The organism is Pseudomonas sp. MCal1, from assembly GCF_026341415.1.
In the GTDB taxonomy this organism is placed as follows: Bacteria; Pseudomonadota; Gammaproteobacteria; order Pseudomonadales; family Pseudomonadaceae; genus Aquipseudomonas.
In genome coordinates this window covers 113,446-126,315 of record NZ_JAKUMP010000002.1, presented here as the reverse complement: position 1 = coordinate 126,315, position 12,870 = coordinate 113,446, and the positions used below count along the sequence as shown (strand labels likewise).

Sequence of the window (12,870 nt, the reverse complement as noted above, 5' to 3'; positions counted from 1 at the left end):
TTACTCGGCGGTATGAGCGGCGATGGTGCAGGCGGGTTTGCCGGCAGCGTATTTAAGACTGGGATCGACCAGCGCATCGAAGCGTTTCAGCGCCTCGGAGCCAATCAAAAGCGGGTATTGGAACGCACTACGGTCGGTCAGGTTCACTTCGATGCTGCGCATTGCCGAACCCATGCAGATGTCCAGCTCGATCACCGGGCGGGCGGTGTACTTCTTGCCTTCTTCCGGGTCGTAGTCGCCGGCGCGGCGCTTGATCTTGCTGACCCGGGCCAGCGGCCGTTCGATCGGGTGCGAATGCGCGGCGTCGATGGCCAGGTAGAAACGTACCCAGGACTCGCCGTTGCGCTTGAAGCGTTTAATGTCGCGGGCGCTCAGGGAGGCGGTTTTCGCCCCGGTGTCGAGTTTCGCCGCCACTTCCAGGTTGATCCCGTCGAGGGCAGCGTATTCGTTGAGGCCGTACACGGTCTTTTCCCCCGCCGCAGCAAGGCCGGGCAGGCAAAACAATGCAAAGAATGTGGGGAAGGGCTTGAGTCTCATAAATCCTGGCGAGCAGCGTTCCGTTTCTCGGTTCAGGGCCATGGCATCAGGTAATCCTGTCTGCCCATGCGCCTTCGTGTGCCTATCAGCTTTTTATGACAAGCCGTGCAAATGACTCGCAAATGCGGGCGGCATTCTAGCACGGTGGTTTTATGGCGCCAGCGTCGGGACCGGTCTATAACCCTTGGGGTTGATTTGAAGGCTTGTTAGACGATTGTCGACAATCTCGATTTATCCTTTGACTGATGCGGGTTGATTCGCTAGTTTTTGCCGCATTGGATTTGAAGGTGTCGACAATATGCTGGATCAACTCGATCCCCCGGTGATCAATGGCGACGACTCCGAGACGCTCTCGGAAAACGTCTTCCGGCGCATTCAGGCGGCCATCGTCAAAGGTGAGATCGCTCCGGGCAGCAAGATCTCCGAGCCGGAACTGGCGCGCACCTATGGCATCAGCCGTGGGCCGCTGCGCGAAGCGATCCATCGTCTGGAAGGCCAGCGTCTGCTGGTGCGCGTACCGCACGTCGGTGCGCGGGTGGTGTCGCTCAGCCATGCCGAATTGCTCGAACTCTACGAAATCCGCGAATCCCTCGAAGGCATGGCCTGCCGTCTGGCGGCCGAACGCATGAGCGTCGAAGAAATCGACGAACTGCGCCGGGTGCTGGAAACCCATGAGCGCGACGCGGCGTTTCAGGCCGGCGTCGGTTACTACCAGCAGGAAGGCGACTTCGACTTCCACTACCGGATCATCCAGGGCAGCGGCAACCGCACCCTCACGCAAATGCTCTGCGGCGAGCTCTACCAGCTGGTGCGCATGTACCGCATCCAGTTTTCCACCACGCCCAACCGCCCGCGCCAGGCCTTTGCCGAACACCACCGGATTCTCGATGCCATCGCCGACCGTGACGGCGAGCTCGCGGAATTGTTGATGCGCCGTCACATCGGCGCCTCGAAACGCAACATCGCCCGTCACTACCAGGACGGCGCCGACAACAAGACAGCCACTGAACGAGGTGAGTCATGAGTTCCAACAAGAGCACTCCAGGCCAGCGTTTCCGCGATGCGGTCGCCAGCGAACATCCGCTGCAAGTGGTCGGGGCGATCAACGCCAACCACGCGCTGCTGGCCAAGCGCGCCGGTTTCAAGGCGATTTACCTGTCGGGTGGCGGGGTGGCTGCCGGCTCCCTCGGCGTACCGGACCTGGGCATCACCGGCCTGGATGACGTACTGACCGACGTGCGCCGCATCACCGATGTCTGCGACCTGCCGCTGCTGGTAGACGTGGACACCGGTTTCGGCGCCTCGGCGTTCAACGTGGCCCGCACCGTGAAGTCGATGATCAAGTTCGGCGCGGCGGCGATTCACATCGAAGACCAGGTCGGCGCCAAGCGCTGCGGCCACCGCCCCAATAAAGAGATCGTGACCCAGCAGGAAATGGTCGACCGCATCAAGGCCGCCGTCGATGCTCGCACCGACGACAGCTTCGTGATCATGGCCCGCACCGACGCGTTGGCCGTTGAAGGTCTGGAATCGGCACTGGATCGCGCTGCCGCGTGCATCGAGGCCGGCGCCGACATGATCTTCCCGGAAGCCATCACTGAACTGGAGATGTACAAGCTGTTCGCCAGCCGCGTGAAAGCGCCGATCCTGGCAAACATCACCGAATTCGGCTCGACGCCGCTGTACACCACCGAGCAGCTTGCGGGAGCAGATGTGTCGCTGGTGCTGTACCCGCTGTCGGCGTTCCGCGCGATGAACAAGGCTGCGGAAAACGTCTACACCGCGATCCGCCGCGACGGCACTCAGCAGAATGTCATCGACACCATGCAGACTCGCATGGAGCTTTACGATCGCATCGATTACCACACCTTCGAGCAGAAGCTCGACGCGTTGTTTGCGGCGAAGAAGTAAGCCGCAACTGTACTCCCTAATAAATTCAAGATTGGAGACAACAATGGCTGAAGCAAAAGTACTCAGTGGCGCCGGGCTCCGGGGCCAGGTTGCCGGGCAAACCGCACTGTCCACCGTGGGCCAGGCCGGTGCCGGGCTGACCTATCGCGGCTATGACGTGCGCGAACTGGCGGCAGACGCACAATTTGAAGAAGTGGCGTACCTGCTGCTCTACGGAGAGCTGCCGACCCAGGCACAACTCGCCGACTATCAAGGCAAACTGAGCAAGCTGCGCGACCTGCCGCAAGCGCTGAAAGAAGTGCTGGAACGCATCCCCGCCGACGCCCACCCGATGGACGTGATGCGTACCGGTTGCTCGTTCCTGGGCAACATCGAACCGGAGAAAGACTTCTCCGAGCAACGCGACAAGACCGACCGCCTGCTGGCCGCGTTCCCGGCGATCATGTGCTACTGGTATCGCTTCAGCCACGACGGCAAACGCATCAATTGCGTGACGGACGAGCCGTCCATCGGCGGCCACTTCCTGCACCTGCTGCACGACAAGAAACCGAGTGAACTGCACGTCAAAGTGATGAACGTGTCGCTGATCCTCTACGCCGAGCACGAATTCAACGCCTCGACCTTCACCGCTCGGGTGTGTGCTTCGACCCTGTCCGATCTGTACTCGTGCATCACGGCAGCCATCGGCTCGCTGCGCGGCCCGCTGCACGGCGGCGCCAACGAAGCGGCGATGGAAATGATCGAGCGCTTCTCGTCGCCGGAAGAGGCGATCAAAGGCACCCTCGGCATGCTCGAGCGCAAGGACAAGATCATGGGCTTCGGCCACGCGATCTATAAGGACAGCGATCCGCGCAACGAGGTGATCAAGGGCTGGTCGAAAAAACTCGCCGACGAAGTGGGCGACAAGGTGTTGTTCCCCGTTTCCGAAGCCATCGACAAGACCATGTGGGAGCAGAAGAAACTGTTCCCCAACGCCGACTTCTACCATGCCTCGGCGTACCACTTCATGGGCATCCCGACCAAGCTGTTCACCCCGATCTTCGTCTGCTCGCGCCTGACCGGCTGGGCGGCGCACGTGTTCGAACAGCGCGCCAACAACCGCATCATCCGTCCAAGCGCCGAGTATGTAGGCGTCGAACAGCGCAAGTTCGTGCCAATCGAACGTCGCTGAATGGTGGGCTGACCTGGAGCTTGAGAACACCGATACACCCTGTGGGAGCGAGCTTGCTCGCGATTGCGGTACATCAGTCGACATCAGTGTTGAATGTCAGTCCGCTTTCGCGAGCAAGCTCGCTCCCACAAGGGGCTGTGTGAATCTTGAGACCCGTGCCAGGCCCCACCTTTTTGTTATCACCGTGACCGAGTCCTGACCGATGAACACAGAATTTCGCAAGAACCTGCCCGGCACGCCGCTGGACTTTTTCGACGTCCGTGCGGCTGTCGATGCGATCCAGCCCGGCAGCTACGACACCCTGCCGTACACCTCCCGCGTGCTGGCGGAAAACCTCGTGCGTCGCTGCGACCCGGCCACGCTCACCGATTCCCTGAAACAACTGATCGAGCGCAAACGCGACCTCGACTTCCCGTGGTTCCCGGCCCGCGTGGTGTGCCACGACATTCTCGGCCAGACCGCGCTGGTGGATCTGGCCGGCCTGCGCGACGCGATTGCCCAGCAGGGCGGCGACCCGGCGCAGGTCAACCCGGTGGTGCCGACGCAATTGATCGTCGACCACTCGCTGGCGGTGGAGGCGGGCGGTTTTGACAAGCAGGCGTTCGAGAAAAACCGCGCCATCGAAGACCGTCGCAACGAAGACCGATTCCACTTCATCAACTGGACCAGGAAGGCGTTCAAAAACGTCGACGTGATCCCGCCGGGTAACGGCATCATGCACCAGATCAACCTGGAGAAAATGTCCCCGGTGATCCAGGTGCGCGACGGCGTGGCATTCCCGGACACCTGCGTCGGCACCGACAGCCACACCCCGCACGTCGATGCCCTGGGCGTGATTGCCATCGGCGTCGGTGGGCTTGAAGCCGAGAGCGTGATGCTTGGCCGCGCGTCATGGATGCGCCTGCCGGAAAGCGTCGGCGTCGAACTGACCGGCAAGCTGCAACCGGGTATCACCGCCACCGACATGGTACTGGCGCTGACCGAGTACCTGCGCAAACAGAAAGTGGTCGGCGCATGGCTGGAGTTCTTCGGTGAAGGTGCTAGCGCGTTGACCCTAGGCGATCGCGCCACCATCTCCAACATGGCTCCGGAATACGGCGCTACGGCGGCGATGTTCTACATCGACCAGCAGACCATCGATTACCTGAAACTCACCGGTCGTGAAGACCAGCAAGTGCAACTGGTCGAGCAGTACGCCAATCAGATCGGTCTGTGGGCCGACAGCCTGAAAGGTGCGCAATACGAGCGCGGCCTGACCTTCGATCTGTCTTCTGTGGTGCGCAACATGGCCGGCCCGAGCAACCCGCACGCCCGTGTGGCGGTGTCGGATCTGGCGGCCAAAGGTATCGCCGGCCAGTGGGAAGACGTGCCGGGGCAAATGCCCGACGGCGCAGTGATCATCGCTGCCATCACCAGTTGCACCAACACCAGCAACCCGCGCAACGTGATTGCCGCCGGCCTGCTGGCGCGCAATGCCAACAAGCTCGGGCTGACCCGCAAGCCGTGGGTCAAGTCGTCGCTGGCGCCGGGTTCGAAAACCGTGGCGCTGTACCTCGATGAAGCAGGGCTGACCACGGAGCTGGAGCAGCTCGGTTTCGGCGTCGTCGCGTTTGCCTGCACAACCTGCAACGGCATGTCCGGGGCGCTGGATCCGGTGATTCAACAAGAAATCATCGACCGCGATCTGTACGCCACCGCTGTGCTGTCCGGCAACCGCAACTTCGACGGGCGGATTCACCCGTACGCCAAGCAGGCGTTCCTCGCTTCGCCGCCGCTGGTGGTGGCCTACGCGATTGCCGGGACCATCCGTTTCGACATCGAAAAAGACGTGCTCGGCGTGGTCGACGGCAAGGAAATCCGCCTGAAAGACATCTGGCCGAGCGACGAAGAAATCGACGCGGTGGTGAAATCTTCGGTCAAGCCTGAGCAGTTCCGTCAGGTCTACATTCCGATGTTCGCCGTCCATGAAGACACCGGCCCGAAAGTCACGCCGCTGTACGACTGGCGCGAAATGAGCACCTACATCCGCCGTCCTCCGTACTGGGAAGGTGCGCTGGCCGGGGCGCGGCCGCTCAAGGGCATGCGCCCGCTGGCGGTGCTGCCGGACAACATCACCACCGATCACCTGTCGCCGTCGAACGCGATCATGCTCGACAGCGCCGCCGGTGAGTACCTGGCGAAAATGGGCCTGCCGGAAGAGGACTTCAACTCCTACGCGACCCACCGTGGCGACCACTTGACCGCGCAGCGTGCGACCTTCGCCAACCCGAAACTGTTCAACGAAATGGTCGTGGAAAACGGCAAGGTCAAGCAGGGTTCGCTGGCGCGCGTTGAGCCGGAAGGCAAAGTGATGCGCATGTGGGAAGCCATCGAAACCTACATGGAACGCAAGCAGCCGCTGATCATCATCGCCGGCGCCGACTACGGCCAGGGTTCATCCCGCGACTGGGCGGCCAAAGGCGTGCGTCTGGCGGGTGTGGAAGCGATTGTCGCCGAAGGTTTCGAGCGCATTCACCGCACCAACCTGGTGGGCATGGGCGTGTTGCCGCTGGAATTCAAACCGGGCACCGACCGCAAGACCCTGGGTATCGACGGCAGCGAAACCTACGACGTGATCGGCGAGCGCACCCCTCGCGCCGACCTGACGCTGGTGATCCATCGCAAGAACGGCGAGCGCGTCGACGTACCGGTGACCTGCCGCCTCGACACCGCCGAAGAAGTGTCGATCTACGAGGCCGGCGGCGTATTGCAGCGCTTCGCTCAGGACTTCCTCGAAGAGTCGGCGGTTGCCGTTTAAATCAGTTAGTGCGAGCGCGGGTCAGTAGACCCGCGTTTGCGGATAAGGAGCACCATGGCTCACGCAGCTAAGTTCGCACCGCAGATCAAAATCCCCGCTACCTACATGCGTGGCGGCACCAGCAAAGGCGTGTTTTTCAGCCTCACCGACCTGCCTGAAGCGGCGCAAATTCCCGGCCCGACCCGCGATGCCCTGTTGCTGCGGGTAATCGGCAGCCCCGACCCCTACGACAAACAGATCGACGGCATGGGCGGCGCCACTTCCAGCACCAGCAAAACCGTGATCCTGTCGAAAAGCATCAAGGCCGATCACGACGTCGATTACCTGTTCGGTCAGGTGTCCATCGACAAGCCGTTCGTGGACTGGAGCGGCAACTGCGGCAACCTGTCGGCAGCGGTCGGTTCGTTCGCCATCAGCAATGGCCTGGTGGACGCCAGCCGCATTCCGCACAACGGCGTGGCGGTGGTTCGCGTGTGGCAGGCCAATATCGGCAAAACCATCATTGCCCACGTGCCGATCACCAATGGCGAAGTCCAGGAAACCGGTGATTTCGAACTCGACGGCGTGACCTTTCCGGCGGCCGAAGTCCAGGTCGAATTCCTGGACCCGGCGGCGGAAGAAGAGGGCGGCGGTGGCTCGATGTTCCCCACCGGCAACCTGATCGATGAGCTGGAAGTGCCGGGCGTCGGCACGCTCAAGGCGACGATGATCAACGCGGGTATCCCGACGATCTTCGTCAACGCTGAAGATATTGGTTACACCGGGACCGAATTGCAGAGCGCGATCAACAGCGACCCGAAAGCGTTGCAGATGTTCGAGACCATTCGCGCTTACGGTGCTTTGCGCATGGGGCTGATTTCCAATCTGGATGAAGCGGCCAAGCGTCAGCACACGCCTAAGGTGGCTTTCGTGGCCAAGCCTGCGGATTACGTGGCGTCCAGTGGCAAGACGATTGGCGCCGGTGATGTGGATTTGCTGGTGCGGGCGTTGTCGATGGGCAAGCTGCACCACGCGATGATGGGCACGGCGGCGGTGGCGATTGGTACCGCCGCGGCCATTTCCGGCACCTTGGTAAACCTCGCGGCGGGCGGTATTGAGCGGAATGCGGTGCGGTTCGGGCATCCGTCCGGAACGTTGCGCGTCGGGGCTGAGGCCAGTCTGGAAAACGGTGAATGGATCGTGAAGAAAGCGATCATGAGCCGTAGTGCGCGCGTCCTGATGGAAGGTTACGTCCGCGTGCCTGGGGATTCGTTCTGACGAACATTCGCTGAGAGCGAGCCTGATCGCTCTCAGCGCTTTGCGCATTTAAATAACAAGAAAAATTAGCCCTGAACCGAGGTCCCATCAACGAACCACTTTGAAGAGTGAATCGAACATGAGCGCCAACGTCGACCTGAACAACCGTCCCGACTACGACCGTGTCCTGCAGGACATCGCCGATTACGTCCTCACCTGTAAAATCGAATCCGCCGAAGCCCTCGACACCGCCCGCAACTGCCTGATGGACACCCTGGGCTGCGGCCTGCTGGCCCTGCGTTTCCCTGAATGCACCAAACACCTTGGCCCCATCGTCGAAGGCACCGTCGTGCCGTTCGGCGCCCGAGTGCCTGGCACGTCCTACCGCCTCGACCCGGTGAAAGCCGCGTGGGACATCGGCTGCATCGTGCGCTGGCTCGATTACAACGACACCTGGCTCGCCGCTGAATGGGGTCATCCGTCGGACAATCTCGGCGGGATTCTCGCGGTGGCCGATCACCTGTCGCAAAAGCGTCTGGCCAATGGCGAGGCGCCGCTGACGGTGCGCGATGTGCTCGAAGCGATGATCATGGCCCACGAGATTCAGGGCGTGATTGCCCTGGAAAACTCCTTCAACCGCGTAGGACTCGATCACGTCATTCTGGTGAAAGTCGCCTCGACTGCCGTGACCGCCAAACTGATGGGCGCCAACCGTGAGCAGCTGTTATCCGCGTTGTCCCATGCGTTCGCCGATGGTCAGGCATTGCGTACTTACCGCCATGCGCCGAACGCCGGCTCGCGAAAATCCTGGGCGGCAGGGGATGCATCGAGCCGGGGCGTGCGGCTGGCGGATATCGCGATGCGTGGCGAAATGGGGATTCCCGGCGTCTTGACTGCCAGACAATGGGGCTTTTACGACGTTCTCTTCAGCCACACCAACAACGATCTGGCGCTCAAGCCCGAAGACAAACGCGCCTTCAGCTTCTCGCGGCCGTTCGGCAGTTACGTGATGGAAAACGTTTTGTTCAAGATCAGTTTCCCCGCCGAATTCCACGCGCAAACCGCCTGCGAAGCCGCCGTGGCCCTGCACCCGCAAGTGCGCAATCGTCTGCATGAAATCGACCGGATCGTCATCACCACCCACGAATCGGCGATCCGCATCATTTCCAAGGTCGGGCCGTTGGCCAACGCCGCCGACCGTGATCACTGTCTCCAGTACATGACCGCTGTGCCGCTGGCGTTCGGCAATCTGGTGGCCGAGCACTACGAGGATGATTTCCACAAGGCCCATCCGGTCATCGACGTGCTGCGCGAGAAAATGGTCATCGTCGAGGATCCGCGTTTCACCCGCGAATACCTCGAAGCCGACAAACGCTCGATTGCCAATGCGGTGCAGGTGTTTTTCAAGGACGGTTCGAGCACGGAAAACGTGGTGGTGGAATACCCGATCGGGCATCGCCGGCGCCGCGCCGAGGGTATCCCATTGCTGGAGGACAAGTTCAGGGCAAATCTGGCCACCCGGTTCACCGGGCAGCGCAGCGGGGAGATTGTGGCGCTGTGCAAGGATCAGGCGCGGCTTGAAGCCACGCCGGTGAACCGGTTTGTCGATTTGTTTGTTATCTGAGGGACTGCGTGATCGTTCTTCGCGGGCAAGCCACGCTCCCACAGGGTTTTGTTGTGAATGCAAAATCTGCGTACACCACAAAACCCTGTGGGAGCTGGCTTGCCAGCGATGGCGGCTGCAAGGGCGCTACAAATCTATTTGAAACGCCGCTCCACGCCTTTTTCCACGAGGATCTTCGCGGAGATTTCTTCCACCGAAAAATGCGTGGAGTTGATGTGCGGAATGTTCTCGCGGCGGAACAGGTTTTCCACCTCGCGGACTTCGAACTCGCACTGGGCGTAGCTCGAATAACGGCTGTTGGGCTTGCGTTCGTTGCGGATCGCGGTGAGGCGGTCCGGGTCGATGGTCAGGCCGAACAGCTTGTGCTGGTGGGCGCGCAGGGCGGCCGGCAGTTGCAGGCGTTCCATGTCGTCTTCGGTCAGCGGGTAGTTGGCCGCGCGGATGCCGAACTGCATCGCCATGTACAGGCACGTCGGCGTCTTACCACAACGCGACACGCCCACTAGTATCAGATCGGCCTTGTCGTAATAGTGCGTACGGGCGCCATCGTCGTTGTCGAGGGCGAAGTTCACCGCCTCGATCCGCTCCATGTAGTTGGAGTTATGGCCGATGGAGTGGGATTTGCCGACGGTGTAGGAAGAATGCTCGGTCAATTCCTGCTCGAGCGGGGCGAGGAACGTCGAGAAGATGTCGATCATGAAACCATTGGAGGTTGCGAGAATCTCACGGATGTCCTGATTGACGATGGTGTCGAAGATGATCGGCCGGAAACCGTCGGTTTCAGCGGCTTTGTTGATTTGTTGTACCATGGCCCGCGCTTTTTCAACGCTGTCGATGTACGGCCGCGTGAATTTGCTGAAGGTAATGTTTTCGAACTGCGCCAGAAGGCTTTGACCCAGGGTTTCGGCGGTGATACCGGTGCCATCGGAGATAAAGAAAGCAGATCGTTTCATTTGCACCTTGGGCCTTAAGCTAATGAGCATTTCTGGATATGATAGGCGCGATTTGCCGGCCGCCATCGGCCCGCATTCTCACTTATTTTCCAGGTCCAGGCCATACAGCCGGCCAACGCTCCCCCGAGCCGCCGGTTTCTGAGCTTTTCCAACACAGTTAGTGGAGAGATCACCTTGGTAGAGTACGTAGTTTCCCTCGATAAGCTCGGCAAACACGATGTTGAGCATGTGGGGGGCAAGAACGCATCCCTGGGCGAGATGATCAGTAACCTGGCCGGTGCCGGTGTTTCGGTCCCCGGCGGCTTCGCCACCACGGCGCAAGCCTATCGCGACTTCCTGGAACTGAGCGGTCTGAACGATCAGATCCACAAGGCCCTCGATGCGCTGGACGTCGATGACGTCAATGCCCTGGCCAAGACCGGCGCCCAGATCCGCCAATGGATCATGGAGGCCGAATTCCCTGAAAAACTGAACACCGAGATCCGCACCGCGTTCGCCGCGCTGTCGGCCGGTAATCCTGATGTGGCCGTGGCCGTGCGTTCCTCCGCCACCGCCGAAGACTTGCCGGACGCTTCGTTCGCCGGTCAGCAGGAAACCTTCCTGAACATCCGTGGCGTTGACAACGTCATCCGCGCGGCCAAGGAAGTGTTCGCCTCCCTTTTCAACGACCGTGCCATTTCCTACCGCGTGCACCAGGGCTTCGACCACAAGCTGGTCGCCCTGTCGGCCGGCGTGCAGCGCATGGTGCGTTCGGAAACCGGCACCGCCGGCGTGATGTTCACCCTCGATACCGAATCCGGCTTCCGTGACGTAGTGTTCATCACCGGCGCCTACGGTCTGGGCGAAACCGTCGTACAAGGCGCGGTGAACCCGGACGAATTCTATGTCCACAAGGGCACGCTGGCTGCCGGTCGTCCGGCGATCCTGCGTCGCAACCTGGGCAGCAAAGCCATCAAGATGATCTACGGCGACGAGGCCAAGGCCGGTCGTTCTGTGAAAACCGTTGAAGTCGACAAGACCGATCGCGCACGTTTCTGCCTGACCGACGCTGAAGTCAGCGAGCTGGCCAAGCAGGCGATGATCATCGAGAAGCACTATGGCTGCCCGATGGACATCGAGTGGGCCAAGGACGGTGACGACGGCAAGCTCTACATCGTGCAGGCCCGTCCGGAAACCGTGAAAAGCCGCACCCAGGCCAACGTCATGGAACGTTACCTGCTGAAAGAAACCGGCACCGTATTGGTTGAAGGCCGTGCCATCGGTCAGCGCATCGGCGCGGGCAAGGTACGGATCATCAAGGACGTCTCCGAGATGGACAAGGTCCAGCCGGGTGACGTGCTGGTCTCCGACATGACCGACCCGGACTGGGAACCGGTAATGAAGCGCGCCAGCGCTATCGTGACCAACCGTGGCGGCCGTACCTGCCACGCGGCGATCATCGCCCGTGAGCTGGGTATTCCGGCAGTGGTCGGTTGCGGCAACGCCACCCAACTGCTGAAGGATGGCCAGGGCGTGACCGTGTCCTGCGCCGAAGGCGACACCGGTTACATCTTCGAAGGCGAACTGGGCTTCGACGTCAAGAAGAACTCCGTGGACGCCATGCCGGAGCTGCCGTTCAAGATCATGATGAACGTCGGCAACCCGGACCGCGCCTTCGACTTCGCGCAACTGCCGAACGCCGGTGTGGGCCTGGCCCGCCTGGAATTCATCATCAACCGCATGATCGGCGTCCACCCGAAAGCGCTGCTGAACTACGACGGCCTGCCGCAGGACATCAAGGAAAGCGTCGACAAACGCATCGCCGGTTACGACGATCCGGTCGGCTTCTACGTCGAAAAACTGGTTGAGGGCATCAGCACCCTGGCTGCTGCGTTCGCACCGAAGAAGGTCATCGTGCGTCTGTCGGACTTCAAGTCCAACGAATACGCCAACCTGATCGGCGGCAAACTGTACGAGCCGGAAGAAGAAAACCCGATGCTGGGCTTCCGTGGCGCTTCGCGTTACATCAGCGAATCGTTCCGTGACTGCTTCGAACTCGAGTGCCGTGCGCTGAAGCGCGTGCGCAACGAGATGGGCCTGACCAACGTCGAAATCATGGTGCCGTTCGTCCGTACCCTCGGCGAAGCCAGCCAGGTGGTGGATCTGCTCGCCGAAAACGGCCTGGCCCGTGGCGACAACGGTCTGCGCGTGATCATGATGTGCGAACTGCCATCCAACGCGATCCTGGCTGAAGAATTCCTCGAATTCTTCGACGGTTTCTCGATCGGCTCCAACGACCTGACTCAGCTGACGCTGGGTCTGGACCGCGACTCCGGGATCATCGCGCACCTGTTCGACGAGCGTAATCCGGCGGTCAAGAAGCTGTTGGCCAACGCAATTGCCGCGTGCAACAAGGCCGGCAAGTACATCGGCATCTGCGGTCAGGGCCCTTCGGACCACCCGGACCTCGCCAAGTGGCTGATGGAGCAGGGCATCGAAAGCGTGTCGCTGAACCCGGACACCGTGCTGGAAACCTGGTTCTTCCTTGCCGAAGGCCAGGCGGCGGAATAAGCCGTGAATGAAGCCTCGGCCCGGTGAACCGGGGCGGGGCTTTAAGATTGAAGTAGGGCGAGCTCTCCGGATGCCGCCCTTTTTTGTGCAA

9 protein-coding genes are annotated in these 12,870 nt (G+C 61.1%); 7 read left to right on the top strand and 2 right to left on the bottom strand.

What is annotated here, in order from left to right:
* Complete coding sequence (locus MKZ87_RS03720; protein ID WP_085690221.1) at positions 1-537, bottom strand: ATP-dependent zinc protease; 537 nt, start codon at positions 535-537, stop codon at positions 1-3.
* A 301-nt stretch (positions 538-838) separates the two neighbouring features.
* On the opposite strand from MKZ87_RS03720, the gene MKZ87_RS03715 reads away from it, so the two are divergent.
* The 6 genes from MKZ87_RS03715 to prpD all read left to right on the top strand — a co-directional run bounded on the left by MKZ87_RS03715 (position 839) and on the right by prpD (position 9,276).
* Entirely contained in the window at positions 839-1,561 is a 723-nt protein-coding gene (locus MKZ87_RS03715; protein ID WP_173892848.1) for a GntR family transcriptional regulator, read from the top strand.
* The gene (gene prpB / locus MKZ87_RS03710; protein WP_007951973.1) at positions 1,558-2,448 is read left to right on the top strand and encodes a methylisocitrate lyase; all 891 of its coding nucleotides are present in this window, start codon (positions 1,558-1,560) and stop codon (positions 2,446-2,448) included. Before MKZ87_RS03715 ends, prpB begins: the two co-directional genes overlap by 4 nt.
* Before the next feature lie 43 nt (positions 2,449-2,491).
* Entirely contained in the window at positions 2,492-3,619 is a 1,128-nt protein-coding gene (gene prpC, locus MKZ87_RS03705; RefSeq protein WP_085703552.1) for a bifunctional 2-methylcitrate synthase/citrate synthase, read from the top strand.
* A gap of 202 nt (positions 3,620-3,821) precedes the next feature.
* On the top strand, positions 3,822-6,416 hold the full coding sequence (gene acnD / locus MKZ87_RS03700; RefSeq protein WP_085703551.1) for a Fe/S-dependent 2-methylisocitrate dehydratase AcnD: 2,595 nt from the start codon (positions 3,822-3,824) through the stop codon (positions 6,414-6,416).
* 54 nt (positions 6,417-6,470) lie between these two features.
* Complete coding sequence (gene prpF, locus MKZ87_RS03695) at positions 6,471-7,673, top strand: 2-methylaconitate cis-trans isomerase PrpF (RefSeq protein WP_085703550.1); 1,203 nt, start codon at positions 6,471-6,473, stop codon at positions 7,671-7,673.
* A 118-nt stretch (positions 7,674-7,791) separates the two neighbouring features.
* Positions 7,792-9,276, top strand: coding sequence for a 2-methylcitrate dehydratase (prpD, locus tag MKZ87_RS03690; RefSeq protein ID WP_085700248.1), 1,485 nt, complete (start codon positions 7,792-7,794; stop codon positions 9,274-9,276).
* A 134-nt stretch (positions 9,277-9,410) separates the two neighbouring features.
* Here the strand turns inward: prpD and MKZ87_RS03685 are convergent, their stop codons facing one another.
* Entirely contained in the window at positions 9,411-10,229 is an 819-nt protein-coding gene (locus MKZ87_RS03685; RefSeq protein WP_011333245.1) for a pyruvate, water dikinase regulatory protein, read from the bottom strand.
* A gap of 174 nt (positions 10,230-10,403) precedes the next feature.
* Here MKZ87_RS03685 and ppsA point away from each other — a divergent pair, with 174 nt between their 5' ends.
* Positions 10,404-12,779 (top strand): phosphoenolpyruvate synthase, encoded by a 2,376-nt coding sequence (ppsA, locus tag MKZ87_RS03680; RefSeq protein WP_085700247.1) that lies wholly within the window; start codon positions 10,404-10,406, stop codon positions 12,777-12,779.
* Positions 12,780-12,870: the final 91 nt, after the last annotated feature.

What these genes read in the sequence shown, in the direction of transcription:
- prpD (WP_085700248.1), top strand. Translation starts at nt 7,792, where the DNA reads ATGAGCGCCAACGTCGACCTGAACAACCGTCCCGACTACGACCGTGTC.
- prpB (WP_007951973.1), top strand. Translation starts at nt 1,558, where the DNA reads ATGAGTTCCAACAAGAGCACTCCAGGCCAGCGTTTCCGCGATGCGGTC.
- MKZ87_RS03685 (WP_011333245.1), bottom strand. Translation starts at nt 10,229, where the DNA reads ATGAAACGATCTGCTTTCTTTATCTCCGATGGCACCGGTATCACCGCC.
- prpC (WP_085703552.1), top strand. Translation starts at nt 2,492, where the DNA reads ATGGCTGAAGCAAAAGTACTCAGTGGCGCCGGGCTCCGGGGCCAGGTT.
- prpF (WP_085703550.1), top strand. Translation starts at nt 6,471, where the DNA reads ATGGCTCACGCAGCTAAGTTCGCACCGCAGATCAAAATCCCCGCTACC.
- acnD (WP_085703551.1), top strand. Translation starts at nt 3,822, where the DNA reads ATGAACACAGAATTTCGCAAGAACCTGCCCGGCACGCCGCTGGACTTT.
- MKZ87_RS03720 (WP_085690221.1), bottom strand. Translation starts at nt 537, where the DNA reads ATGAGACTCAAGCCCTTCCCCACATTCTTTGCATTGTTTTGCCTGCCC.